Raw genomic sequence first — 23,124 nt, forward strand, 5'->3', positions numbered from 1 at the left:
CGTTCCGCTGGCTAAGCCTGCATTGGGCGCCACGCCACGTCTGCTTACAATCAAACGTCAGCAACTACTGAGGGAACCATGAAGAAAATCACCACAACCCTGCTCGCGGCCGGGCTCCTCCTCTCCGCTTCAGCCTGCTCCGCACCGCAGCAGCTGAGCACCGCGGACACTTGCAGCCGGGTCAAGACCGTCATCTCGAACCCCACGAACACCACGGACAAAACCGGAACCATCCGGGTAGCCAACCAGCTCCGCCCGATCGAAACCGTTTCCTCGGATGAGCTGAAGCCCACCCTGAAGACGATTGTGGACTACCTGGACGAGTCCGCGAAGGACAGCCCGGATACCGCGAAGCTCAATGCCCTGAAGAACGATTACCAGAACGCGGGCACCAACTACAGCAAGTACTGCGGCGGCTAAAGGCAGTTTGCATTCCATACCCGAGGACTGGCCATGGGCGCCCAGTCCTCGGGTGGCCGGCATCGGCACGGGTGTCCGCTTTGTCGGCTTCAGCCTGCCCGTGAACGGACGCTGAAACCCCATGGATAGTTCGAACCCGCGGGACGTCTTCCGGATTCCCGGCTACCTGGCGTTCTGGTCGGCCTACACGGTGTCGGGTTTTGGAACCTACATCACCACCTTGGCTCTGCAGGTCCTGGTGCTGGATACGCTTCAAGGCACCGCAACCGACGTCGGCCTGCTGAACGCGGCCCGGTGGCTCCCCTATCTCGTTTTCGGATTAGTCGCCGGTGCCCTCGTCGACCGACGGCCACGGAAACCCGTGCTCGTGGGAACAGATCTCGCGCGGGGCGTCCTCCTGCTGGCCATTCCGATCCTCTACGCGATGGGACGGCTGAACCTCGTTGTCCTCATCGTCTTCGTTGCCTTCTTCGGCGTCTTCTCCCTCTTCGGCGACGCCGCGTCCCAGTCGTTTCTCCCGCGGATCGTGGCCAAGCGGGACTTGCTGGCTGCACACGCGAGGGCCGACCAAAGCGATGCTGTCGCCCAGACTTCCGGTCCACTCGTTGCCGGCGGCTTGGTCACGCTCCTGGGAGCTCCCTTCGCCGTCCTCGCCGACGCCGTGTCCTACCTCTTCTCCGCACTGGCGATCTCCCGCGTGCGCGTTGTGGAGCCACGGGAGATATCCGGTACGTCCCTGCGGGGTCTCCGCGCGGAGATCGCCGAGGGACTCCGCTGGGTCTACCGGCACCGCGTCCTTGCACCAATGGCCGTCGGATCCCACGTGTGGTTCCTCTCCAACAGCATGCTCGGAACAGTCTTCGTATCTTTCGTCTTGCTTGAACTGAGGTTGTCTCCGTTCGAACTTGGCATCACCCTGGCGGCCGCTGGCGTCGCCGGGTTGCTCGGAAGCAGCTTCTCGACCAGGTTCGGGATGAGATGGGGAGCCGGACACGCGGTGATCATCTGCAATGGCCTCATGTCGATCGCTTGGGCGATCATCGCCGTCGTGCCTACCGGCAGCGGACAGAAGTGGTTCGTGATTCTCTTGCTGGCCGCGGGGCAGGCCCTCTACGGACTCGCCCTAGGACTGAGCAACGCGAACGAGATGGGTTACCGCCAAGCGGTAACCCCGGACCACCTGCAAGGACGAATGAACACCACAATACGGTCTGCGAACCGGGCGATGATTGTGGTCGGCGCGCCCACCGGCGGTCTGCTCGCGGTATCAATCGGGTACCAGCCGACGCTGTGGATCGCTATCGCGGGATTCGTGGCGGCTGCCGTGTTCCTTGCGGCGTCGCCGTTCCGCTCGGCACGGCACGGAGACGCTGCCCAGGGCAGCCTTCAATAGGGGCTGCGGCTCCGCGGCCCGCAGCCCGGCGCACGTTATAGCGCGGTGTGCTTCCCGAACGGATGGTGGCCCGTGGCCGGCTGTCCATGGCTGCCCAGCCACTCGGACAGGGCCTCGCGCAATATCTCGCTGGCCGTGAGGCTGAGCGTTTGTGAAGCCGACTCCAGGGCACGGTCCAGTTCATCAGGGATCTGGAAATCCAGGGGCGAGGGACGGCTGTCTTCCTGCAGCTCGGAAGGCACGCCATCGCCGCGCAACAGCTTGCCGACGGCTGGCTTCATGTCGTTTTCCGTCCACGCCGAAAGGCGCTCGAAATGGCTCACGTCTCGTGTCATGTTTTTCCCTCCCATCAATCAAGCATCCTCCGTTGTCGCGTTGCCGTCACCCTCTACGAGTAATTACTCTCTAACCATCGCGAATTGCGTCGAGCGGGGAGAGCCGACGGGGTCAAGTTCCGCTGCGGCGGCCTGCCAGTCGCTGGATCATCGCCACGATTTTCGGCGGACCGGGCTGCTTGACGACGCCAAGCTGGAGCATCGCTGTGAGGTCATCACGAGTGGCCCAATGCTCAGCCAGCTTGCCGTCCTCGATCCTGAACCAGTGCGATTGACGCGCGGACATGCGTTTTCCGGTGGCAGGACCCCGTCCGCTAAGGCGCCCGAGGTTGGTGCCTTCCGATAAAACGCGGACGGCTACCGTATCGCCGTCGGCGGCAATCGCCTCGATCGTCATGGTGATGTCGGGAAACTGGGCAAGCAGCCACTGCACGGTTTCGCGCATCGCTTGGGGTCCGACGACGGCCCCTGGCTCGGTAGTCCCGAAAGGAGCCTGGGCGTGTTCCACGTATGAATCGGCCATGATTTGCTCACAAACGTCCAGTCGCCTCTGGTTCCAGATTTCCTGGAAGTGGCGCCGCACCAGTTCCTTGTTGGCTTCACTCATGGCAAGGCCTCCTCTGGCCCGGTAGTCCCCGTGGAGGTCGACCGGGCCCGTTCGGAGACCCAGGAGTCGCGGAACGGACCCGGCGCTCACACTTAAGGGTGAGACCGCGACGGACATCGATCAGCGCAGGGCTGGTGCCGTCAGAGTGATCTTAGGGCTTGGGCCGATTCCGGTCTAGGGAATCGAAGGACCGGGGTTGTAAAAAGTTCATCGGCGCAAGAGGTAGTCGGCAACTCCAGCCGGATTCGACAGCCCAATGAGATGCCCACCGGGCAGGACATCCGGCTCAAGTCCGAGGCGATCCCGTGCGACCCTGCGCTGGAACTCGAGCGGGAAGAACCGGTCCCCCTCACCGCTGAGTACTCTGACGGGCACGGCCGGCCACTCCACGAATTCGCAGCTCGACGCGAAGACTGCATTTGCTTCGGGCCGCTGGTACGGTTCCCCCTCGGCCGCAAGCTCTGGTGGAACGTCATGCAGGAAGTACTCGTTCACATCGAACTCTGCGCTGTAACCACCGGCCGCGGCAGCATGCTTGCGCGCGCCCTCCCAGCCTGTGTTATCCCACCACGCACCGGGGGTCTCACCTGGGTTGGGAATCATCGCGTTGACGAAGACGATCTCTGCGACGCCGGTCCGGGCGCCCGCCATGGGCGCCGTGAAACCGCCAAGCGATTGCGCAACCAGCACGACGTCGTTCCGTCCACTGATTGCCGCCTCAACCAAGCGCGCGTACTCGGGCAGGCCAGCATTTTCGTCGTCGCCGGGCAGCTCGACGGCAACGGCATCGTGGCCTGCCTCCTGCAAGTGGCGGACGACGCGGCTCCAATACCAGGCTGAGCCGCCCGCCCCTGGCACTAGCACAAACGAAGTCATGCCCACATTCTCTCCCGGATCGCTGCGCCTGCAAGGGACCCGCTGCAGATGCTTTGGCCCGGTCTTTCCCTGCTGAAGGCCTGGTGGGAGGATGCCTATAGGTGCGGCCAGCTACGAGAAGGGCGGAAGCGACATGTCGACCCAGGAATCCGTGGAAACAGAACGCAAGTACGACGCTGACTTGGAAACGCCCCTTCCGGCGTTCGAGGACATCACCGGCGTCGAGCAGGTCGCTGACCCTGCAGATCATCAACTTGAGGCCGTCTACTTCGACACGGAAGGCCTGATCCTTGCCAAGCACCGCATCACCTTGCGGCGCCGCACCGGCGGCACCGATTCAGGTTGGCATCTGAAACTGCCGGCAGACCGGGACACCCGGGTGGAGATCCAGGCGCCGCTGGGGCAGCCCGAGATCGTTCCTGAGGAGCTAGCGGAGAGGCTTCTGGTGTTCACCCGCGGCGAAGAGCTCAGGCCCGTGGCCCGGATCCATACCCGCCGCACTTTGCATCGCCTGCACGGAAGCGAAGACGTCACTCTAGCCGATTTCGTGGATGACCACGTGACGGCCGAGACCTTGCACCCAACGCAATTGGAGAGGCGATGGCGGGAATGGGAAATCGAACTGGTCCACGGCGATGAAGCCCTGTTTGAGAGTGCGGAGCGCGTCTTGTCAGGGGCCGGCGCAACCCCTTCGGAGCATGCTTCCAAGCTGGCCCGCGCGTTCGGAACAGCCTGGCCAGCCGCCGTGCCCGCACCGCCAAAAGCCCGTCCGAAGGGTTCTGCGGGAGACGCGGTAGTTGCCTACATAGCCGCACAGATCGCTGAAATCACCGCACTGGACTCCGGGGTCCGGCAAGGCGCCGACGACGCCGTTCACCGCATGCGCTCGGCCACCCGCAGGCTCCGCTCGACTTTGTCCGCTTACGGCCAGCTCTTCGACGCCGACGCCGGGGATCAGCTCAAGGCCGAACTGAAATGGCTGACCAAGGTCCTGGGCAAGGCCCGGGATGCCGAGGTGCTGCGCGACCGGATCGGGGAGCTGCTGAACGAGCAACCCGACGGCTTGGTGCCCGCTCCAGCTGCCACCAAGATCAATGACGAACTCGAGGCCGCCTTCAACTCCGGGTATCGAGAGATGCTCCGCTCCTTGGGAACGAAACGATATTTCCGGCTCCTGGACGCGCTTGAGGAATTCCGCGACAAGCCTCCCGCAAGGCCTAGTGCAGGGAAGAAGGCCCGTCCCGCCACGGCCAAGCTGGCCGACAAAGTGATCAAGCGGTTGCGTCGGTCCCAGAAGGCGGCGGCCCAGCAAACCGGCGTCGAAAGCGACACGGCATTGCACCAGGTCCGCAAAGACGCCAAACGGCTGCGCCATGCAGCCGAAGCGCTGCAGGACGTTCACGGGAAGGCCGCTGTGCGGTTGGCCCGTGACGCCCGTGAGCTCCAGAAAATCCTAGGAGAGCACCAGGACAGCGTTGTAAGCCGCTCGGTGCTGCTCCGCATCGCAAACGATACCGGCGGATCGGTGGAGGACAACTCGCCTTATGGCCCCCTGCTCGCTGCCGAAGAGCAGCGAGCCGCGGATTCCAAGGCCCGCTATGAAAAGGTCGCCAAGAAGAAGCGCTTGAATCCCCTGTGAGGGACGAGGTTGCGCCTCAGCGGCTCAGCCTTCGCACTCTACGCAGTAGGCGTGGCCGTTCTTTTCACGGGCAATCTGGGAGCGGTGACGGACGAGGAAACACGAGTAGCACGTGAACTCATCTTCCTTCTGGGGAACGACCGCAATGACCAGTTCCTCGGCGACGAATTCGCCGCCTGGTACCTCGTTGCCTTCAAAAGCATCGGCTTCGTCCAGCTCCCGGACAACGCTGCGCGCGTCCGGAGCATTGGCAGACTGCAGGGCCTGAAGTGACGTGCTTTGGGATTCCGCGACGTCGGAGCGGAGTTCGTCGTAATCGGTTGCCACCTGGGGTTATCTCTTCTCTTGTATATTTGCTGGCGAATGTGCAACATACACCATGCGGCTGCTATTCCCCACAATGTGGCAAAAATCAGCGCCTGTGCGTCATTGCCTCCGCGGTGCGCATTGCCCTGACCATCCGCTCCACTGTGGCCGGATGCGTCACCGAGCGTATCCCATCCCCGCCGCCCGGCCCGGACGGAGCGGAATCGACCGTGAGCTTACGGCCCGACAAGTGTATTGCACGGATTCCCGTGGCCAAAAGCCCGGGTACGGCCTCCTCAGTGACGCCGCCGCCGGCCATGACGGAAACTTCGGCGGGGAGGGCCGCAACCATGCGCTTGAGCATGTCGATTCCGTCGCCCGCGGCCCGGGCCGCCCCCGAGGTGAGAATGCGCTGCGCACCCAGCCTGGCGGCGTCGTCCACTGCTTGAAGCGGATCCCGGGCCGCATCCACCGCGCGGTGGAACGTGACGAAAGTCCCTCCCGCCGCATCGATCAGCGCCTCGGCGCCGGCGGCGTCGACATCGCCTGAAGCGGTCAGCAGCCCGACGACAACCCCGTCGGCGCCGGCAGCAAGCAGATGCCGGATATCTCGCTGCATGACGTCAATCTCACACTGTGAATAGACAAAGCCGCCCGGCCGCGGGCGGATGAGCACGTGGACGAAATCCTGGCGACCGGCGTCGCGCGCGAGCTCCGCCGCTGCCTCAACGAGGCCGGCGCTCGGGGTGAGGCCGCCGGTCTCAAGCGCTGAACAGAGCTCGACGCGGTCCGCACCGGCGTCGATGGCACAGCGAACCCCGTCCAGGTCCTGGACGCATATTTCAATCTTCATGGTTCCCCCGTTGGATGGGCCGAATGTTCACGACGCAAGCACCGTGCGCAGGCATAGCTGCCCGGCGCCGAGAAGGCCGGCCTGCGAACCGGCGAGCGACGCTTCGATGACGATGTTCTTGGTGGCGAGCGGATGGCAGCTTTCGTAAAGCTGCGAGCGCACGGCGGCAACATAGGGCTCCAATTGCGAAAGTCCGCCGCCCAGCACCACCACATCCGGGTTCACGAAATTAACCACAATGCTGAGGGTCTGCCCCAGAATCCGGCCGGCGGTACGGACTCGCGTTGTGGTGTGCGGGTCGCCGTTGTTGACCTGCAGGACGACGTCGTTGACGTCCGCTGCATCGATCCCGACGGCGGCCAGGTCGCGGATGATGGCGGACCCGCTGGCGACCGTCTCCAGGCAGCCGCGGTTGCCGCAGGAGCATGGAGCATCGCCCGCGGCCGGGATCTGCACGTGGGCGATATCTCCGGCGGCACCGGTGGCGCCGCGGTAGGCCTGTCCGTCAATGATGAGCCCGCAGCCGATCGCGGCCCCTGCTTTGAGGAACAGCGTGTTCTGCCGGACCTTGGAATCGGGTGATTCCCGCTGGCGCAGCGTGTGCTCGCCCAAAGCCATCATGTTGGCGTCGTTGTCCACAACCGCCAAAGTCCCGAATTCCTCGGCAAGCCAGTTCCGGACCTTGAATTCGTGCCAGCCGCGCATTCTGGACGGCGAGTCGAGCGCGCCCTGGGCAAAGTTGACCGGTCCGGGCAAGGACATCCCTACGCCGCGCAGCGGAGGATCGACGGCCGGATCGGTCAGGGCACGCATCATGGCGGCGGCCTGGGGCAGAACCACTCCGGGGCCGTCGTTGATGTCGATGGCCCTGATTTCGGAGGCAAGCAGATTGCCGGAGAGGTTCAGCCTGCCGACCCACAAATGATGGGCGCCCAAGTCCGCCGCCAGGATGAAGCCCGCGTCCGGGACCAGTTCCAGGAGCATGGGCCTCCGGCCTCCAGTCGCGGAACCTGAACCGCTTTCGCTGATAAGTCCGGCTTCCATCAGCTCGTTCACCTTGATGGTGATGGTGGATGGGGCAAGGTTCAGGGTGCGCGCGAGGTCGGCGCGCGACCTCGCCCTGCCACTGGCGATCATGGACAGGATGCTGGAGGAGTATTCGGTCAGCGCGATGTCCCGGGGACCGGTTCTTTTCACGGTCTTGGCGTAGGAAGGCTTGTAACCCAAAGTCAGTCTCTCCAGGGGCTCGGTGTCTGCCGCCCGCCATTGGGCCGCTCTTTGCAGAGTAGCTCACGGGCTTGCACGGCGCCGCCGAGAAGCCCTGCCGAAGAGCCGAACTGCGCAGGCAGGAGCAGGGGCCTGCGGTGGAAACTCAGAATGGACTCCAACCGGGCCGCCACCGGGAGAAGGAGCGCGTCCCCGGCATTGGACAGGCCACCGCCGAAGATGACGGCTTGCGGTGCCAGAAGTGCGACGCTTTGCGCGATCGCCAGCGCGAGCCCGTCATATGCCCGGTTCAGGACCCCGACGGCGGCCTGGTCACCCGCTGCTGCGGCCTCCATCACTTCCTTCGCGCCAACCGCGGGCGCGCCGGACACGGCTGAATAGTTGCGTGCGATGGCGGACGCCGAGGACACCGTCTGCAGGCATCCTGAAGCGCCGCAGGTACACGGGATGGCCACGGTGCTCGTGAGTGGCTCCATGCGTGCGTGGCCGATTTCTCCGGCGTACCCGTCGCCGTCGTACACTTCGCCGTCCAGGATGACCGCGCTGGCGATCCCCGTGCCGATGACCATCACCAAGGCGTTCCGCAGCCCCTTCGCGGCCCCCAGGCGGTGCTCTGCCAAACCGGCCACCTGCACATCGTTGCCGAGCACCACAGGAAGTCCGACGCGCGCTTGCAGAGCCGAGGAGAGCGCGAAGTTGCGCCAGCCTAGATTCACGGCGGAGACCACGATGCCTTTGCCCGCATCCACTATGCCCGGCGCGTTGACGGCAATTGCCTGCGGCCGTTGTTCGGGGGGCCCACCTTGGTAGGTGGCGACGAGGCCGGACAGTTGGTCCAGGAACTCGTCCTGCGAACCAATGGCCGTCGGCGTGGATCCCTGGTGTGCGAAGCGGCCGGCGGCGTCCACGACACCGTATTTGAGGTCGGTTCCGCCGACGTCGAAAACCATCACGGGAGCGCCCGGGCCCAGAATCAACGACGTCGGAGGGGAACCGGCGGTTTGTACGCTCAACTGCATGTCAGCCTTTCACCGCGCCAGCAACCAGGCCCTGGGCCATCTTCTTCTGCACGATGACGAAGAGGATGATCACGGGTAGCGCCATGAGGGTGGAACCGGCCATGATCCCACCCCAGTCCGTTGCCTGGTTCTGGCCGCTGAAGCCTTGGATCCACAGCGGGAGGGTCTTGCTGTTATCGCTGCTCAGCAGTACCAATGCCAAGGTGTATTCGTTCCACGCGGCCAGGAAGGCGAAGATCCCGGAGGCCACGAGTCCGGAGCCCAGGAGCGGAAAGGTCACCCGGAAGAATGCGCCCATTCGGGAGCAACCGTCGATCATGGCAGACTCTTCGAGCTCCACGGGGACCCCGTCAACGAAGCCCTTGAGCATCCAGATGGTGAAAGGCACGGATGCCCCGATATACAGCAGGCTCAGGCCGAGCACGGAGTTGAGCAGGTGCCAGCTGTCGATCATTTTGTATTGGGATATGAACATGGCTTCAGCGGGGATCATCTGGATCACGAGCACCGAGATGATGACGATCTTGCGGCCTTTGAACCGAAAGCGGCTGAGCGCCATGCTCGCGAAGAAGGCGAAAAGCAGTGCGGCCACCACCACAATCAAGGCCACCCCGAAGCTCATCCGCAGGGCGGACCAGAAGCGGCCGTCGTGGAGTACTGTCTCGTAGTGCGCCCAGGTAAAGTCGAGCGGCAGGAACGACGGCGTGCGGGACTGCAAGGCATCGTCCGTGACGAGCGAATTGTTGACCAACCAGTAGACCGGGAAAATCCACAGCAGACCGAAGACCAGGCCGGTGATGTTGGCCGCCGAGCGGCGGACGGGGCTGGGTTTGAGGGCCATTCAGACTTCTCCCTGCTTCAGGAATTGGGTGACATAACGCCAGGTCAGGAGCAACGTGATCAGCAGCATGATCAGGGCGGTCGCGGAAGCCACACCATAGTCTCCGCCGGACAAGCCCACTTGGTAGACGTAGGTGCCAAGGACGTTGGTCTGCTCAGTGATACCGCCGTTTTTCTGCAGGATGAAGATCTGCGTAAATACCCGCAGGTCCCAGATGATTTCAAGGATCGTGACCAGCAGGAGAACCGGGGCGATGGTGGGAACGGTGATTTCGCGGAATTGCTTCCAGCCGTTGGCGCCGTCGAGCGTTGAGGCCTCCAGCATGGACTCATCGATCTGGGTGACCGATGCGTAGACCATGAAGACCACCAGCGGCACGCTCATCCAGATGACCAGGATGGCCGCCACTGCGAAGAAGGTCAGGGGGTTGGAAAACCAGTTGTAGCCAGCCATCCCTTGCAATCCGAGTCCGGCCAGTGTCCAGTCGACCACCCCGGACCTGGAATCGAAGATCCACTGGAACACCTGGAGCGAGGACAACACGGGCATTGCCCACGCCAGCAGCATGGCGGCCTGGACGAAAACGGAAACCGGGCGCGAGAGTTTGGTGAGCAGAAGCGCCCCTCCGATCCCGATGGCCATGGTCAGTGCGGCACACACAAGGCAGAAGGCAAGGGATCTTCCCAGGGTGAGCCAGAATGCCGAATCGCCGAGCACCCGGGTGAAGTTGTCGAGCCCGGCGAATTCGGCGGGTTTGCCGAACTGTTGCTCAAGGGAGAAGTGCTGGAACGCCATGGTGATTTGGCGGAGCAGCGGGTAGCCCATGTCCACCAGGAGAATGAGCACCGCGGGAAGCAGAAGGAGGTACGGCAGGGGGTTGCGCCTGCGTTTCCTGGGGGCCGCTGGTCCAGTCCGGTCAGGCAGGGTCCCTTCCGGCTTCGCACGCGTACTGGTTACGGTCATGGCTTCGGTCCTTTCTGCTTCCCGCCGGGCCTATTTGCTGTTGAGGATTTCGGTCATTTTGGCGTCGGCCGTCTTGGCCAGCCCAACGGGATCCTTCAGTGCGCCCATGGCCACGAAGAAGTCGTCAACCACCTTGGCGCTCTCCACCAATGCCCAGTTCTTGGCTGCCGGGGTGCCCACGGAATTCCTGACGGCCTCGATGGTGACCTTGGACAATTCGTCCCGCCCGAGGGCCGCTGCGTAGTTCAGGTTTCCGGGGACCCAGCCTCCCTCGGTCGCGAAGAACTCCTGGAACGGCTTGCTGAAGATGAGTTTGAGTGCTTCCTTGGCGAGCCCCCGTGCCTTGCTGTTGTTCGAGATGGCCACATTGGAGCCGCCGGCAAAAGGGTTGCCCACGGAGTCACCCTTAGGCGAAGGGAAGTTGAAGTACCCCACCTTGCCGGCGTCCAGGAGTTCCTTCTTGATCTTTTTCAGATGGAAGTTGAAGCCGAAGAACATTCCCGCCTCGCCCGTGTTGAAGGCGGTGTACGGCTGGGAGCCGATGGTGGAGTCGGTGATGGTTCCGGTGGTGGAGCCCGTCTTCCACAGTTCCTGGAGCTGGGCGATGGCTTTCTGGCTTTCCGGCGAGGACAAGCTGCCTTCCCATTTCCCGTCCTTCTGCACGGCCAGTCGTCCGCCATTGCTGAAGACCCAAGCGAACGCGGATTGTGATGAAATCCCGGGCAGGAACATCCCGGAAAAGTGTGCGTTCTTCTCGGGGTTGCCGGTCTGGATCTTCGTTGCGACGGCGGTCAGCTCATCAATGGTCTTCGGTATCGCGAGCCCTAGCTGCTGGAACATGTCCTTCCGGTAGAACACGATCCGGCTTCCCGCGTAGAAGGGTGCGGCGTACATCTTGTTCTCGAAGCTGCCGAGTTCCACGAGCGATTTGGTCAGATTTGCACCGCCGAGCTCTTCCTTCATGCCGCTCAGATCGGCCAGCGCTCCCACCGCACAGAACGTGGGCGCCTGGGTGTTGCCAAGTTCGATGATGTCCGGCGTCGATTCGGGGCTGGCCAGGGCGGTCTGGAGCTTCGGGACGATGCCATCCCACTCCTGCTGCTCGATGGTGAGGGTGGATCCCTGGAACTTGTTTTCGAACTCCTGCTTCAGCCACGCCTGGGCCTTGTCCGACACGGAGTCCTTCATGAACCAGACCCGCAGCTTTGCCGGAGTGGAGAGGCTGTCCGAAGAAGCGGAGCCCGAGGCCTCACCACATGCAGACAGCAAGGCTGCGGCACCCAGGGCTCCGCCCAGACCGAGCAAACCACGTCGACTAAGTTCTTTCATCGCTTCCTCCACTTTGAACTCACAGGGTCAATTGACCATGCAGGAAACGAAATCACGGAGGATTGATGCTTCGGAAGGGGCTCTAACTTAGTTCGGAATCGAAGTTAGTTGCGGTTCGATTTTGGCGCCCGGGACGCATGCGGCCCGCCCCTCAGCGCTCGACGCCGGCCGGCTGGTTTGATGCCGGTACCAACCGTGCGGCCAGGTCAGGCGCCGCACTGCCGTCGTCGAACGGGAACATGGGCCGCGCTATCCTCTGGTGGCCCAGCCGGTGCAGGTCCTGGTCCACGCCACCCGGGGTGAGCGCCAGCATCCAGTCCGCGGCCATGTCGAAGAGCTCTGGCTCGAGGTAGCCGATCTTGACCACCACAACGTCGGCTGCCCGGGCATCCAAGCCGTTCCGCAGGAAGTCCGATTCCAGGTGATAGGGCTTGCGGCGCCGGGTCACGATGACGCGTAGCCCGCCAACACGGATGACGGCCTCGTCAAGGGCCACAGGGTCGCCATGGGCCAGATGCTCCACAATGCCGTCCAGCCGCGCCGGACCGGACTGTGTGCCGTCCACGCGAGCGCCTACGTCCACAGAGACGGATCCACCGACACCGGCCCCAATGCAGGCGTCCAAGGCGGCGGCATCCGGGATCGAGGCATAGATGGCCTGCAGCGTTCCGGCCGCGACGGGTGGGTGCTCAAGGAGTTTGTGCAGGGTCCAGGTGACGTCTCCGGCTCCTCCGGCCGTGGGGTTGTCCCCGGAATCGCTGATGAAATACGGGCGCTTCGTGCTTGCCTCCGCTGCCGCGAGGCATTCAGCCAGCGGCGCCGAGGGCGCCACGAAACGGAACTCGTCCCGCCTGTTCCACATCTCGACGGCGAGCCCGCCCGCATGGCGCGCGACGGCGTCGGCGTCGTCACCGGTGACCATCACCACGGCACGGTTGCGCGGCTCGTCGGCCCAGGCGTAACCGATCCACAGCGCGGCGTCGAGCACGCCGGGCTGCCCGGCGATCACGGCAACCTCCTCGTACAGCGACTTGGCCGGTTCCAATCGGGTGCTGGTCTTTTCGCCGGGCAGCAGGATGGGGACCGGAACCCAGGCCTTGAGAGGGCGGCGGGTGGCCTCCGGCAGTGCCAGACGCTCCAGCAGGTTCGCGGCTGCGCGTTCCTTGGTTTCCAGCCAGTCCTCGTGCGGGGCCATGCGGTAGCAACTGGGGATGTCCAGTTGGTGCGCCAACGTCCAGGAAACGTTGCCGTGCAGGTCCATGCCGCTGGATACCAGCACGTCCGGGCCGAGCAGACCGCGTAGGGCAAGGAGCAAATCGCCCTCCGGATCATCTGTGCCATCGACGCTCATGGCACCGTGGATGTCGAAGTAGAGCCCGTCCACCGGGCCCTCGTCCAAGGCATCCGCCGCAGCGGAAAGAATCGTCCGCTTCATCTCGGCGTAATCCGCGGAAGGGACGGCCCCGCCCGGGATGGCGCGGAAATGGACAAGCGGCAGCCAGTCCGCCGCCTCGCGCACCGGATGGCCCGGTGCGAAAAAGGGGTACTGGTCCAGGATCTCCTGGCCATCCCGCCGGACAAAGTCCTGCATGCGGGTCCGGGCAGGGGAATAGGTGCTGGCCTCGAGGGCGATTCCGGTAATGAGGATCCGGGGCTTCTTTTCCATCATGCCTGCCACCATATTGAGGTTCGCTGCGGGACCGGGGCGCGGCCGCGAAAGTTCAATGCCGAATGAAGTTCAACCAGCCCTTTTCGCCCGGAATCCTGCCTAACGTGGGCTCGCAAGTGACGGCAAGCGGAATCCACGGAAGAGGATCGAACAATGCAGATTGGGCTGAGTACGTACAGTTTGGCGGGAGCCTTGGCCGACGGACGAGTGGGCCTTTTGGAGCTGCCGGGCTGGGCGGCTTCCCATCAGGCCGGCCATCTCGAAGTGGCCGAGGCGGGACTGGGCGTGGACCTTTCCGCAGACCAGGCGGCGGCCGAAGGATTGCGCGAGCGTGCCGAGGAGTCCGGGATCGCCCTGGTCAACTATGTGGTGGGTGCGGATTTCCTCGGCACCGACCCGGCGGCTGAGATCGCCCGGGTGAAGACGCACTTGGACACGGCCCACCGGATGGGGATCAGCCGCTTCCGCCACGACGTTGTGCCGTGGGCGTGGCGCCCCACCTCATACGCCGAATATCGCGATGCCCTGGAGAAGGTGGTCCCGGCGTCCCGGGAACTCGCCGACCACGCGGCAACCCTGGGAATAACCACCAGCGTGGAAAACCACGGCATGGCCTTCAACGCCAGCGAACGGTTGCTGCAGTTGGTGCACGCCGTGGACCGCGAAAATTTCAAGATCACCTTGGACATCGGCAACTTCCTGTGCGTCGATGAGCTGCCGGAGTCGGCCGTCGCCAAGCTTCTCCCCTACGCGTCTGTGGTGCATCTGAAGGATTTCTACCGCCGGAAGCGAAGCCCCGGTGGCGGCTGGCTGCAAACGCTGGCAGGGGACCATATCCAGGGTTCCGTATTCGGCCTCGGGGACATGGACCTGCCGCGTGTCCTTCGCCTGATCAAGGACTTCGGCTTCAGTGGACCATGTTCCGTGGAATATGAGGGCCGCGAGGACTGCCTCACGGCTGCGCCCGAATCGCTGCGCAATGCCGCCGCACTGTGGGAGGGCTGCTGACATGGGGGCGCTGAACGTTGGAGTCATCGGTCTGGGGACCATCTCGGACATGCATTTGGACGCTTACCGTGATTCGCCGTCGGCGCACTTGGTGGCTGTCTGCGACATCGACGCTGCGCGGGCCGGGAGCCGGGCCGCGGAATATGGAGCAGTCAAAGTCTTCACGGACTACAAGGAGCTCCTGGCCGATCCCGGGATCGACGCCGTCAGCATCTGCACGCGCAATGACACGCACGCCGAAATCGTGATTGCGGCGCTCGAAGCCGGCAAGCATGTGCTGATCGAGAAGCCCATGACGGCCTCCGTGGAGGAGGCTTTGGCCGTTGATGCTGCCGCCCGGCGGAGTGCCGCCGTTTTGCAGGTAGCGTATGTCCGCCGTTTCTCGCCCAACGCCGAGGTACTCAAGCGCTTTATCGACGCCGGTGACCTGGGGCAGATCTACTATGCCAAGGCGACTTGCCTGCGCCGGGTAGGCAATCCCGGCGGTTGGTTCGCCGACAAAGCGTTGTCAGGCGGAGGGCCGCTCATCGATCTGGGCGTCCATTTCATCGACATTTGCTGGTGGCTCATGGGTTGTCCCTCCGTGGCCTCGGTCTCCGGAACCGTGTTCCACAAGATCGGTGCACGGAACAATATCTCCAACGTCAGCCGGTACCTATCCGCCGATTTCGATCCGGCACGACAACCGGCGGACCCCGTCGAAGACCTTGCCACAGCACTGATCAAGTTCAGCAACGGCGCAGTGATGCATTTCGACACCAGTTACTCGATGCACGGCGCGGATGAAACCAAGGTCCAAATCTTCGGAGACAAAGGTGGCGCACAGCTGGAGCCGGCTTTGGAAATCTTCACCGAACAGCACGACACGTTGCTGGATATTTCGCCGGTGCTGGATTCGCCGACTTTTAGCGCTGTGGCCTACCGCAACGAGGTGGAGCAGTTCCTGGCCACGGCTAGGGGCGATGCCGCCGAGGCCGCTCCGGCCACCCACGGCCTTGAGCTGATCAAGATCATCTCCGCGATCTACGAGTCCAGCAGGACGGGCCGCGAAGTGGTGCTGTAGCCGCTCAGGCCTGACGTCGGCCGTCGCGGCCGGCGCCAGGCCCGCCGTCGCGTCCGACATCGCGGTGGAGGTCCCTGTCCAGCCCGTGGCCGGTGGCGAGCTGCGCGAGCAACACGTCAAGTTGAGCAATCTGCTCCGTTGTCAGCGGGGCCAGAAGCTCCGCTTCATGTTGTTCGGCAATCCCGCGCAGTTCCTGCAGCACGTGCTTGCCCGAGTCAGTAAGGTGGAGTTCATAGTTCCGCCGGTCCGTGCTGCTGCGCACCCTCTCCACGAGGCCGCGGTCCTGAAGCGAGTCGATGAGTGAAACCACTCGGCTGGGAACGGCACCGAGCCTGTCCGCGAGGGAGCGCTGGCTCAACCCGGGGGCGCGTCCGAGCAGGCGGATGACGCCGGCGTCGCTGGGCGTGAGGCCGATCTCCCGTGTGCGGTCGGCAAAGCGGGACGACGCCACGGCACCAAGCTGCGACAAGAGAAAAGCGGTCCGTTTCGGCCGGCCCGGTGTGGCTAACTCCATGGATCCAGAATACATGCTTGACAGAACAATTCTAGAGGTGAACTATTTCAATAGTGATGCAATTACGAAAGTTCAGCCACTACTAGAAAGGTTCAGCCATGAGTAGTCGTTCGATTTCCGATGAAGGCCGTCCAGCCCGGTCAGGCGGCCCACACCCCGGAGTTCTTGCCCTCGTCAGCCTGGGCATTTTCCTCGCCAGCCTCATCACGTCCGCAATCCTGACAGGCGGGAAAACGTTCGTCTCGCCCTTTGCCCCGACGGATCAGGTGGCCGCATTCTTCGAGCAAAACGTCGCCGCGATGAGGGTCGGCGGCATGCTCCAATTCGGTTCCGCAGTGCCATTGGGTATCTATGCGGCCACCGTCTATGCCCGGCAGCTCCGGCTCGGCGTGCGCGTTCCCGGACCGGCCATTAGCTTCTTTGGCGGCGTCAGCGCAGCCATCTTCCTGATGTTTTCGGGTTCCGTGACCTGGTTGCTGAGCCGGCCCGAAATCACTACGGATGTGACGCTCACCCACGCGCTCGCGTTCCTCGCGTTCATCACGGGAGGGGTCGGCTTCGTCGTCGGAATCGGCCTCCTCATGGCAGGCATGGCGGTCCCGGCCCTGATCTTGGGCTTCATGCCCCGTTGGCTGGCTTGGACCGGCCTGGTCATTGCCGCACTGTCCGAGTTGAGCTTCCTGTCGATGGCGATCGAGCCCCTTCAGTTCCTGCTGCCGATCGGGCGCTTCGGTGGCTTGCTCTGGCTGGTTGCTGCTGGCTTCCTGCTCCCGCGCACCCGGGCAGCCGCGAACCAAGAGCCCCGGGCGCACGCGCCCGGCGGAAGCCAAATGCACGGCACAAGCCAAATGCACGGCCCAAGCCGGACAGCGCCATGACGACGGCGGATCCTACCCGGCCACTGTCCGGCAGGGTCGCGCTCGTCACGGGAGCGAGCCGCGGAATCGGTGCGGAGATCGCGACTGCGATGGCTGGCGCCGGTGCAGACGTTGTCCTTGCCGCGCGTGACAGTGCGGGGCTGTCCCAGCAGCTCGCCGCCATTACTTCGGGCGGCGGGAATGCCGTGGCCATGGCCGTGGATGTGGGCAACGAGGACTCGGTGAAGTCCCTGATGGCCCAGATCCGGGACCGCTTCGGCCGGCTCGACGCCGCGGTCAACAATGCCGCAGGCGGCGGGCGGGCCCCGGCACCGCTGGCCGAGTGGGCGAGCGCGGAGTTCGACAGCGCAATCTCGGTCAACCTGCGCGGTGTGTTCCTCTGCCTGAAATACGAAATCGAGCTCATGCTGGCAAGCGGAAACGGCGGGGCGATCGTCAACATGTCCTCCACCGCGGGCGAACAAGGCGTCGCGGGCATGAGCGGCTACGTGGCGAGCAAGTTCGGCGTAGGCGGCCTGACACGGGTGGCCGCGCTCGACTACGCCTCCCACGGGATCCGGGTCAACGCGATCGCTCCCGGCCCCATCCTCACCGAGCGACTCGCCGGCGCGGGCCAAGCCGCCCAAGACCATGTGGCTGCCGCCGTGCCGCTGGGGCGGATCGGTTCCACGGCCGAGGTTGCTGCCGCCGCACTCTGGCTCTGCTCGGGCCAGTCCTCGTTCGTCACGGGAACCGTACTCGCCGTCGACGGCGGCCGGCTGGCAGGAACGCCTGCGTTCAACACCAGCAGAAAGGGAACCCAGCCGTGAATGACCTCCATTCCGACATCGAAGAGCTCAGCTTTCTCTGGGCAAGAGCGGAGCGAAACGCTGACGCGGCGGCACTGGACAAGCTACTGGCGGAAGACTTCACCGCCGTCGGCCCCCGCGGATTCCTACTCGCACGGGCCCAGTGGCTCCAGCGTTATCAGGAAGCGGCCCTCGTCAACGAACAGTTCGAGTGGAGCATCAACACCGTCCGCACATACGGCGACTCGGCCGTCCTCATCGGGATCCAAAACCAACGGGCCAGCTATCTTGGCCATCCTTCCAATGGCCAGTTCCGCGTTACGCAGATCATGATCCGGAAGGACGAGCGGTGGCAGCTCGCAGGCCTGCACTTGTCACCCATGGCACAGCCCGAGCCTCCTGCCGCATAAGGGCGGCCGGCATCGCGGTCCCGGCCTAGCCCAATCCGCTCCAGATGCGACGCCACCACGGCCGCTTGCTCGCGAGTTCCTGATTCACCGATTCCTGGGCCGCGGTTGCCTCGGCAGCCGCCGCCCGGCGCTCGTGCCAGCGTTCCAGCTCGACGCCGACGTCGCGGGTCTTCGTGATCACCGGCGGGCCGCCCTGGAGCTGGCGCCGCGCGTCAATGACCCGGGCGTTGAAATCCTCCACCAGCTCGCGCACCTGCTTTTCTGAGTACAAAGCGTCAAGCTTCGCATCCAATTCGGCATCCTCGGTGCGGAGCAGAATGGCTTTCGGGCCGAGGCCGCTGAGATGCTCGCGCTGGATGAGGCCTTTGACCCACCAATCGGGATCGTAGCGCTCCCCCAGCCCAGGGATCGGCTTGCCCGCGTACTTCAGGTTGTCGAACTTCCCTTGTGCCATGGCGTCGCGGATCAGGTATTCCACCCGCGCGGCGTCGCCTACCTTCTTGCGCTTTTGCCGCTCTTTTTCCTCGGCGGCCTCAAGTTCGGCTTCTTCCTCAGCCGTCATGCCCGTTGCGCGGACATTCCGCAGCTCCATGGCTCGCTCCAGCCGGCGCTTGAACACACTGTTTTCACCGTTCACGGTCAATCACCGCCTTCGCTTGCGGAAATCCTGGATCTGCTTCAAGTATTCCGCAAACCCCCGGGGCTGAGTATTTCCCCTGGGCCACTCAGTTTTCCGCCGGAGGCTACTCAATTTTCCGCCGGAGGCTACTCAATTCGGGAACATCCGCCACCTAGCCGTCGATTCCGCACGTAGTCTGCCCACACGCCGGTTCTCTCTCATGTGGTCTTGAGGCCTCATCGGCTGATGCTGGCTCGATGGAGGCCCAGCAGATGTGGAAAGACGTTTCGTATTTCAGATTGAGGAGATTTCAATGAACATTAAGAAAGCATTGGCCGGCATCGCACTCACCGGAGCCCTGTCCTCGGTCGCCGGAACCGCTACCGGGTCTGTTAGCGCCCAACCGCGCCAATCCCGTTGAGGTCCGCCTAGTCGGCTTCGCTCCAAGCCGACTAGGCGGGCTCAATCCCGCTCTCTGAGGACCCATCTCAAATGCTGAAAATCTTGGTGCGAGTCACTTCCTTTGGAATCGCCATATTCCTGTCGGTGCTGGCGGGCATTTACATACAGACCGCCGAAGAAGCGTTCCCTCGCGGCGCTGAGTTCAGGGCAAGCTTCGATTTTTCCCAGGTCCAGTTGCCGAAAGCCCAGGTCATTTCGGAGCTGGACGCCCTCGTGGACGATTCGGGACTCCACTTGGCCAAGATCGTGGCCGATCCCGAAGACTTCTTCAACGCGCGTTCACTCTACGTGTTCGGCAAGGATGCGCCGGTCGCGCCGCAGAAGCTGGAGTGGTTCAAACCCGGCATGCACGGCGAGCTCCGCTCCGCGCACGAACTCGGCACGGCCAACCTCAATGGCGCCTACGTCTATTCAGGACCGCCGGTAGCCACATCACAGCTGACGCAGCGGCTCGAAACCCAGGGAGTAAAGAGCACAATCTCAGCCAAGAGCAACGCCGAGGTTTTAGGGCATGCTCTCTTTACTACCGGGGCATGGTTGACGTTCCTGACCTGCCTCGTCCTGCTCATTGCGCTTGTGATCTCGTGGTACATACTGAGGGCGAGGGCCCGCTCGCTCAAACTCCTCTGCGGAGCCACTGCAGGCAATGTCGTTGGCGAGGACCTACTTTCGCTCGTGCGGGTCGTTGCCCTCCCCGCAATCGGCGGCCTTCTCGCGGTCCTCATGGTGGTGGCGCTCCAAGGCAAGGCGTCCTACCTGCTGCCGTTCGCCCTCACGAGCGCGTCCTTCCTCGCGTCGGCTTTGGGTGGGATGCTGATCTGCGCCCTGATTGTCAGCGCCATGATGTGGACCTCTGTCTCCGAAATCGCTTCCCGCCAACCTCCGGAGAAGCACTTCCAATGGATTAGCGAGATACTCAAGGGCGCGACACTCGTCCTCGTCACAATCACGCTGCCGATCGTCGGGGCATCGATCGCCGAAGCGACGAACCTTTCAAACAGAAACGCCCAGTGGGAAGCCCTGAAGAACAATGTCTCGGTCCGGATCAGCACCGGCTCAGAGACTGAATTCGAACGGCGACTAACGGAAATGCGCGATTTAGCCGTCGCAGCATCCCGTGCCGGCAAGTTAACGTTCTCCTATTCCTTCAAACCCGCGAATATCATTTCGCTGAACGAAGGAGCGTCCACCGACCTTGGCGGATATGACGGCACGGTCCTAGTGAACCCCAGCTACCTGAGGGCGATTTCAACCCTCGTCGATTCAACGCCCGCAGCCGGGAATCCGTTAGGCACTCGGGCAGAACGGATTTCCCCGGTTCAGCTACCGGCCGCCCTCAAAGATCATCTGGAGGGTCATTACCCTCTCTGGACCAGAGTGGGCACTCTTGACGGATTCGCGAGCACGTTCAAGACATACCGCTACACCGGCCAGAAAGACTTTCCCGGGTTGCCACCCAAACTGGGAGAAATGGCGCACTTCCAGAACCCGCTCATCGTTCTCGTCGACGATCCGGCGGAGACCTTCGACGACGGCACGATCGGCAGCTTCCTCACTAGCGGAAACCTAACATTCAGTGATGCCCGCTGGGTACGGGATTACCTCGGCAACCATCCTCTGGGGGACGTCGTCCTTTCGGTGGACCGTATCTCCGACGCGGGTTTGTACAACAGCCAGCTCCAGAATCAATCAGCGGGCATGAAGACCCTCTCCTTCGCGCTCGTTCTGCTCGCCTTGACCATGAGCACGGCAGTCTCGGCACTCGTCTACGCCGTAGCCAATGGCCGCCGTCACTTTGTGCAGCGCATTGCCGGGTGGCCTTGGGCGAAGTCGCTCGCGCGACGGCTCGCTTGGGAGGGGACGCTGGCCATCTCAATTGCCATTGCAATGTTCTTAGCGCTTGGCGGGACGGCCCAGGATGACTCCTGGTGGGCATTGGCAGCCGTCCCGCTCTACGCGCTCATAAGCGGCCTCCTTCACATCACGTCTGCCAACGGAGTCTTCGCACAACTACTCGCCCGCCGAGCGTAGACCAACGAAAGTATTGGGGAAGGAAGTCAGTGGACATCAAAGCAGAGAACATCACAGTGAAAATCGACGGCAAGGACGTCCTCAAAGGACAAAGCGTCCACGCGACACCCGGGGCAACCCTGGCGTTTGTTGGACCCAGCGGGTGCGGAAAGACGACACTCCTGAATGTTCTGGGGCTCCTGCGCCGCATTGATGCCGGGCGGGTGCTCGTAGAGGGCCAGGACGCCACGCGCTGGGATGACCGCCGTCGTCGCCGGTTCTGGCAGCAGCACGCCGCATTTGTCTTCCAGGACTACGGCCTCATCGATGAGGAATCTGTCGAGTACAACGTCGGCCTCTCCCAAATGTCATTGTTCGGCGTCAGGACGCGCCTGAAAGCCAGCATTGAAAGTGGACTCGAGCGGGTGGGCCTCACCGGACGGGGCAGGGAGAAGGTCTCAACCCTGAGCGGTGGCGAGAAGCAACGCGTGAGCCTCGCCCGGTCAATGTTCCGATCCGCCGACGTCATCTTCGCGGATGAGCCCACCGCGTCCCTCGACCTAGACAACCGCAATCTCGTAACCCGATTTCTCCAAGAAGAAGCAGCGCGCGGCGCCGCCGTCATCATAGCCACGCACGACGAGTCACTTATGAAGGCTTGCGACATTTCGCTCCGACTTGGCCCTCCGGTCGAACCGCTCCCCTCCCGCTAGCTCTGTTCACGCCCAGCGCACCTCACTAACCTGACTGGTAACGGCTAGTTCAGGAAGAGGGTCACCATGGACGAACAGGGCATTCTCCACCGCATCCAATCACTCGTGGAGGAGGAACGGGAACTCCGGGAGAAGGCAGAGGCGGCCCCTCCGGGTCCTGCGCACGCCCCCGACGGCGCAAGACTGGAGCGCATTGAACAGGACCTGGATCAGGCCTGGGACCTGCTGCGGCAACGGCGGGCCAAAAGGCAGTACGGGGAGAACCCGAACGAGGCCAAACCACGGCCCCCAAAACAGGTGGAGGGCTACACCGGCTGAAGCCGCAAGGAACACAGGACGACAACGGCGGGACGCTCCCGCCGTCGTCGTCCTGCTTCAAAGAAGCGCCCTACAGCGCCGACCAGCCGCCATCCGAAGCGAGGATGGCGCCGTTGACGTTGGTGCCGTCGTCGCTGAGCAGGAAGGTGATGGACGCCGCCAACTGCGCGGCGGTCGCCGGGGTGGGAACAGTGGCCTGCATCAGCGGACCGAGGCGTTCGGCGGCCAGCTGGGATCCCCACGTCGCCTCGATGTTGGTGATGGTGGGCCCGGGGGCAACGGCGTTGAAGCGGAGCCCCTTCGGCCCGTACATCACGGCCGAGTTCTTGGTCAGGCCGACCACGGCATGCTTCGATGCCGTGTAGGCGGCACCAGCGGCCGAGCCGCGCAGCCCGGCCTCGGAGGCGACATTGACCACGGAGCCCTTGCCAGCGCCCAGCATCAGCGGCACCACAGCGCGGGTCAGGCGCATGAGGGCGGTGACGTTGATCCGGAAAACGCGCTCCCACATGGCGTCGTCCACTTCGTGGATCGGGGTGAAGTTATCCATGATGCCGGCGATGTTGGCGAGGGCGTCCACCCGGCCGCCTGCGGCAACGACGACGGCGGCAATGGTCTCCTCGGTGGAGATGTCTCCGGCAACGGGCACCAGGTCCAGTCCGCCGTTTTCCTCCACCAAGGCGTCCAGGCGCTCCTTGCTGATGTCGGCGGCGATGACCCGGCCGCCTTCCTTCGCGACGCGCAGGGCCGTGGCCTGGCCGATGCCCGAGCCCGCCCCCGTGATGATGACTGTCTTCCCGGCAAAACGGCCATTGATGGCGGCTTCCTGCCATGCAGTTTCGTTGCCCATGTGTTCCTCCCGAA

General features: G+C 63.6%; 25 protein-coding genes. 11 read left to right on the top strand and 14 right to left on the bottom strand.

The genetic code is table 11. The features are described 5' to 3' along the window. Nucleotides 1–78: 78 nt before the first annotated feature. Together NFJ07_RS15985 and NFJ07_RS15990 are read left to right on the top strand one after the other, a co-directional pair. Nucleotides 79–420, top strand: coding sequence for a hypothetical protein (locus NFJ07_RS15985; protein ID WP_269995800.1), 342 nt, complete (start codon nucleotides 79–81; stop codon nucleotides 418–420). Between the two features lie 121 nt (nucleotides 421–541). Next, nucleotides 542–1,813: an MFS transporter gene (locus NFJ07_RS15990; protein WP_269995801.1), complete on the top strand. Its 1,272-nt coding sequence runs from the start codon at nucleotides 542–544 to the stop codon at nucleotides 1,811–1,813. 35 nt (nucleotides 1,814–1,848) lie between these two features. Here the strand turns inward: NFJ07_RS15990 and NFJ07_RS15995 are convergent, their stop codons facing one another. From NFJ07_RS15995 to NFJ07_RS16005, 3 genes are all read right to left on the bottom strand, one after another. Continuing rightward, nucleotides 1,849–2,148: a hypothetical protein gene (locus NFJ07_RS15995; protein ID WP_269995803.1), complete on the bottom strand. Its 300-nt coding sequence runs from the start codon at nucleotides 2,146–2,148 to the stop codon at nucleotides 1,849–1,851. 112 nt (nucleotides 2,149–2,260) lie between these two features. Continuing rightward, complete coding sequence (locus NFJ07_RS16000) at nucleotides 2,261–2,755, bottom strand: ester cyclase (RefSeq protein ID WP_269995805.1); 495 nt, start codon at nucleotides 2,753–2,755, stop codon at nucleotides 2,261–2,263. 207 nt (nucleotides 2,756–2,962) lie between these two features. Next, a complete protein-coding gene (locus tag NFJ07_RS16005; protein ID WP_269995806.1) occupies nucleotides 2,963–3,631 on the bottom strand; it encodes an alpha/beta fold hydrolase in 669 nt (222 codons plus the stop codon). A 91-nt stretch (nucleotides 3,632–3,722) separates the two neighbouring features. Here NFJ07_RS16005 and NFJ07_RS16010 point away from each other — a divergent pair, with 91 nt between their 5' ends. Further along, on the top strand, nucleotides 3,723–5,270 hold the full coding sequence (locus NFJ07_RS16010; protein WP_269995807.1) for a CYTH and CHAD domain-containing protein: 1,548 nt from the start codon (nucleotides 3,723–3,725) through the stop codon (nucleotides 5,268–5,270). A gap of 24 nt (nucleotides 5,271–5,294) precedes the next feature. On the opposite strand, the gene NFJ07_RS16015 is transcribed toward NFJ07_RS16010, so the two are convergent. The 8 genes from NFJ07_RS16015 to NFJ07_RS16050 all read right to left on the bottom strand — a co-directional run bounded on the left by NFJ07_RS16015 (nucleotide 5,295) and on the right by NFJ07_RS16050 (nucleotide 13,477). Next, the gene (locus NFJ07_RS16015; protein WP_269995808.1) at nucleotides 5,295–5,597 is read right to left on the bottom strand and encodes a DUF4193 domain-containing protein; all 303 of its coding nucleotides are present in this window, start codon (nucleotides 5,595–5,597) and stop codon (nucleotides 5,295–5,297) included. A gap of 85 nt (nucleotides 5,598–5,682) precedes the next feature. Next, nucleotides 5,683–6,429 carry a copper homeostasis protein CutC gene (locus NFJ07_RS16020; protein WP_269995809.1) on the bottom strand — a complete coding sequence of 249 codons (747 nt, stop codon included), beginning with the start codon at nucleotides 6,427–6,429 and terminating at the stop codon, nucleotides 5,683–5,685. 27 nt (nucleotides 6,430–6,456) lie between these two features. Then, complete coding sequence (locus tag NFJ07_RS16025) at nucleotides 6,457–7,626, bottom strand: ROK family transcriptional regulator (RefSeq protein ID WP_269995810.1); 1,170 nt, start codon at nucleotides 7,624–7,626, stop codon at nucleotides 6,457–6,459. 32 nt (nucleotides 7,627–7,658) lie between these two features. After that, nucleotides 7,659–8,669, bottom strand: a complete 1,011-nt coding sequence (locus NFJ07_RS16030) for an ROK family protein (RefSeq protein WP_269995812.1) — start codon at nucleotides 8,667–8,669, stop codon at nucleotides 7,659–7,661. 7 nt (nucleotides 8,670–8,676) lie between these two features. After that, a complete protein-coding gene (locus tag NFJ07_RS16035; RefSeq protein WP_269995814.1) occupies nucleotides 8,677–9,516 on the bottom strand; it encodes a carbohydrate ABC transporter permease in 840 nt (279 codons plus the stop codon). Then, entirely contained in the window at nucleotides 9,517–10,479 is a 963-nt protein-coding gene (locus NFJ07_RS16040; protein ID WP_269995815.1) for a carbohydrate ABC transporter permease, read from the bottom strand. It abuts the gene before it with no gap. Between the two features lie 30 nt (nucleotides 10,480–10,509). Then, a complete protein-coding gene (locus NFJ07_RS16045) occupies nucleotides 10,510–11,808 on the bottom strand; it encodes an extracellular solute-binding protein (RefSeq protein WP_269995817.1) in 1,299 nt (432 codons plus the stop codon). Between the two features lie 151 nt (nucleotides 11,809–11,959). Beyond that, nucleotides 11,960–13,477 carry a M81 family metallopeptidase gene (locus NFJ07_RS16050; RefSeq protein WP_269995818.1) on the bottom strand — a complete coding sequence of 506 codons (1,518 nt, stop codon included), beginning with the start codon at nucleotides 13,475–13,477 and terminating at the stop codon, nucleotides 11,960–11,962. A 153-nt stretch (nucleotides 13,478–13,630) separates the two neighbouring features. Here NFJ07_RS16050 and NFJ07_RS16055 point away from each other — a divergent pair, with 153 nt between their 5' ends. Then, nucleotides 13,631–14,485 (top strand): sugar phosphate isomerase/epimerase family protein, encoded by an 855-nt coding sequence (locus NFJ07_RS16055; protein WP_269995819.1) that lies wholly within the window; start codon nucleotides 13,631–13,633, stop codon nucleotides 14,483–14,485. Between the two features lies 1 nt (nucleotide 14,486). After that, complete coding sequence (locus NFJ07_RS16060; protein WP_269995820.1) at nucleotides 14,487–15,548, top strand: Gfo/Idh/MocA family protein; 1,062 nt, start codon at nucleotides 14,487–14,489, stop codon at nucleotides 15,546–15,548. Nucleotides 15,549–15,552: 4 nt separating this feature from the next. Here the strand turns inward: NFJ07_RS16060 and NFJ07_RS16065 are convergent, their stop codons facing one another. Next, nucleotides 15,553–16,062, bottom strand: a complete 510-nt coding sequence (locus tag NFJ07_RS16065; RefSeq protein ID WP_269995821.1) for a MarR family winged helix-turn-helix transcriptional regulator — start codon at nucleotides 16,060–16,062, stop codon at nucleotides 15,553–15,555. 98 nt (nucleotides 16,063–16,160) lie between these two features. On the opposite strand from NFJ07_RS16065, the gene NFJ07_RS16070 reads away from it, so the two are divergent. From NFJ07_RS16070 to NFJ07_RS16080, 3 genes are read left to right on the top strand one after another with little or no spacing between them, the layout of a single operon-like run. Further along, entirely contained in the window at nucleotides 16,161–16,940 is a 780-nt protein-coding gene (locus NFJ07_RS16070; RefSeq protein ID WP_269995823.1) for a hypothetical protein, read from the top strand. Then, nucleotides 16,937–17,749, top strand: a complete 813-nt coding sequence (locus NFJ07_RS16075) for an SDR family NAD(P)-dependent oxidoreductase (RefSeq protein ID WP_269995824.1) — start codon at nucleotides 16,937–16,939, stop codon at nucleotides 17,747–17,749. Before NFJ07_RS16070 ends, NFJ07_RS16075 begins: the two co-directional genes overlap by 4 nt. Further along, nucleotides 17,746–18,138, top strand: a complete 393-nt coding sequence (locus NFJ07_RS16080) for a nuclear transport factor 2 family protein (RefSeq protein ID WP_269995826.1) — start codon at nucleotides 17,746–17,748, stop codon at nucleotides 18,136–18,138. Before NFJ07_RS16075 ends, NFJ07_RS16080 begins: the two co-directional genes overlap by 4 nt. Before the next feature lie 25 nt (nucleotides 18,139–18,163). On the opposite strand, the gene NFJ07_RS16085 is transcribed toward NFJ07_RS16080, so the two are convergent. After that, nucleotides 18,164–18,775, bottom strand: a complete 612-nt coding sequence (locus NFJ07_RS16085; protein WP_269995827.1) for a J-domain-containing protein — start codon at nucleotides 18,773–18,775, stop codon at nucleotides 18,164–18,166. 474 nt (nucleotides 18,776–19,249) lie between these two features. On the opposite strand from NFJ07_RS16085, the gene NFJ07_RS16090 reads away from it, so the two are divergent. The 3 genes from NFJ07_RS16090 (at nucleotide 19,250) to NFJ07_RS16100 (ending at nucleotide 22,260) form a co-directional block, all read left to right on the top strand. Then, nucleotides 19,250–21,250, top strand: a complete 2,001-nt coding sequence (locus tag NFJ07_RS16090) for a hypothetical protein (RefSeq protein WP_269995828.1) — start codon at nucleotides 19,250–19,252, stop codon at nucleotides 21,248–21,250. Nucleotides 21,251–21,279: 29 nt separating this feature from the next. Continuing rightward, nucleotides 21,280–21,942: an ATP-binding cassette domain-containing protein gene (locus NFJ07_RS16095; RefSeq protein WP_269995830.1), complete on the top strand. Its 663-nt coding sequence runs from the start codon at nucleotides 21,280–21,282 to the stop codon at nucleotides 21,940–21,942. A 66-nt stretch (nucleotides 21,943–22,008) separates the two neighbouring features. Then, on the top strand, nucleotides 22,009–22,260 hold the full coding sequence (locus NFJ07_RS16100) for a DUF2630 family protein (protein ID WP_269995831.1): 252 nt from the start codon (nucleotides 22,009–22,011) through the stop codon (nucleotides 22,258–22,260). A 70-nt stretch (nucleotides 22,261–22,330) separates the two neighbouring features. Here NFJ07_RS16100 and NFJ07_RS16105 read toward each other — a convergent pair whose 3' ends face one another. After that, a complete protein-coding gene (locus tag NFJ07_RS16105; RefSeq protein ID WP_269995832.1) occupies nucleotides 22,331–23,110 on the bottom strand; it encodes an SDR family NAD(P)-dependent oxidoreductase in 780 nt (259 codons plus the stop codon). Between the last annotated feature and the right edge of the window lie 14 nt (nucleotides 23,111–23,124).

Origin of the sequence: Arthrobacter sp. B2a2-09 (assembly GCF_027587375.1) — a bacterium.
GTDB lineage: Bacteria > Actinomycetota > Actinomycetes > Actinomycetales > Micrococcaceae > Arthrobacter.

What these genes read in the sequence shown, in the direction of transcription:
- NFJ07_RS15985 (WP_269995800.1), top strand. Translation starts at nt 79, where the DNA reads ATGAAGAAAATCACCACAACCCTGCTCGCGGCCGGGCTCCTCCTCTCC.
- NFJ07_RS15990 (WP_269995801.1), top strand. Translation starts at nt 542, where the DNA reads ATGGATAGTTCGAACCCGCGGGACGTCTTCCGGATTCCCGGCTACCTG.
- NFJ07_RS15995 (WP_269995803.1), bottom strand. Translation starts at nt 2,148, where the DNA reads ATGACACGAGACGTGAGCCATTTCGAGCGCCTTTCGGCGTGGACGGAA.
- NFJ07_RS16000 (WP_269995805.1), bottom strand. Translation starts at nt 2,755, where the DNA reads ATGAGTGAAGCCAACAAGGAACTGGTGCGGCGCCACTTCCAGGAAATC.
- NFJ07_RS16005 (WP_269995806.1), bottom strand. Translation starts at nt 3,631, where the DNA reads ATGACTTCGTTTGTGCTAGTGCCAGGGGCGGGCGGCTCAGCCTGGTAT.
- NFJ07_RS16010 (WP_269995807.1), top strand. Translation starts at nt 3,723, where the DNA reads ATGCCTATAGGTGCGGCCAGCTACGAGAAGGGCGGAAGCGACATGTCG.
- NFJ07_RS16020 (WP_269995809.1), bottom strand. Translation starts at nt 6,429, where the DNA reads ATGAAGATTGAAATATGCGTCCAGGACCTGGACGGGGTTCGCTGTGCC.
- NFJ07_RS16035 (WP_269995814.1), bottom strand. Translation starts at nt 9,516, where the DNA reads ATGGCCCTCAAACCCAGCCCCGTCCGCCGCTCGGCGGCCAACATCACC.
- NFJ07_RS16040 (WP_269995815.1), bottom strand. Translation starts at nt 10,479, where the DNA reads ATGACCGTAACCAGTACGCGTGCGAAGCCGGAAGGGACCCTGCCTGAC.
- NFJ07_RS16045 (WP_269995817.1), bottom strand. Translation starts at nt 11,808, where the DNA reads ATGAAAGAACTTAGTCGACGTGGTTTGCTCGGTCTGGGCGGAGCCCTG.
- NFJ07_RS16050 (WP_269995818.1), bottom strand. Translation starts at nt 13,477, where the DNA reads ATGATGGAAAAGAAGCCCCGGATCCTCATTACCGGAATCGCCCTCGAG.
- NFJ07_RS16055 (WP_269995819.1), top strand. Translation starts at nt 13,631, where the DNA reads ATGCAGATTGGGCTGAGTACGTACAGTTTGGCGGGAGCCTTGGCCGAC.
- NFJ07_RS16060 (WP_269995820.1), top strand. Translation starts at nt 14,487, where the DNA reads ATGGGGGCGCTGAACGTTGGAGTCATCGGTCTGGGGACCATCTCGGAC.
- NFJ07_RS16065 (WP_269995821.1), bottom strand. Translation starts at nt 16,062, where the DNA reads ATGGAGTTAGCCACACCGGGCCGGCCGAAACGGACCGCTTTTCTCTTG.
- NFJ07_RS16070 (WP_269995823.1), top strand. Translation starts at nt 16,161, where the DNA reads ATGAGTAGTCGTTCGATTTCCGATGAAGGCCGTCCAGCCCGGTCAGGC.
- NFJ07_RS16075 (WP_269995824.1), top strand. Translation starts at nt 16,937, where the DNA reads ATGACGACGGCGGATCCTACCCGGCCACTGTCCGGCAGGGTCGCGCTC.
- NFJ07_RS16090 (WP_269995828.1), top strand. Translation starts at nt 19,250, where the DNA reads ATGCTGAAAATCTTGGTGCGAGTCACTTCCTTTGGAATCGCCATATTC.
- NFJ07_RS16100 (WP_269995831.1), top strand. Translation starts at nt 22,009, where the DNA reads ATGGACGAACAGGGCATTCTCCACCGCATCCAATCACTCGTGGAGGAG.
- NFJ07_RS16105 (WP_269995832.1), bottom strand. Translation starts at nt 23,110, where the DNA reads ATGGGCAACGAAACTGCATGGCAGGAAGCCGCCATCAATGGCCGTTTT.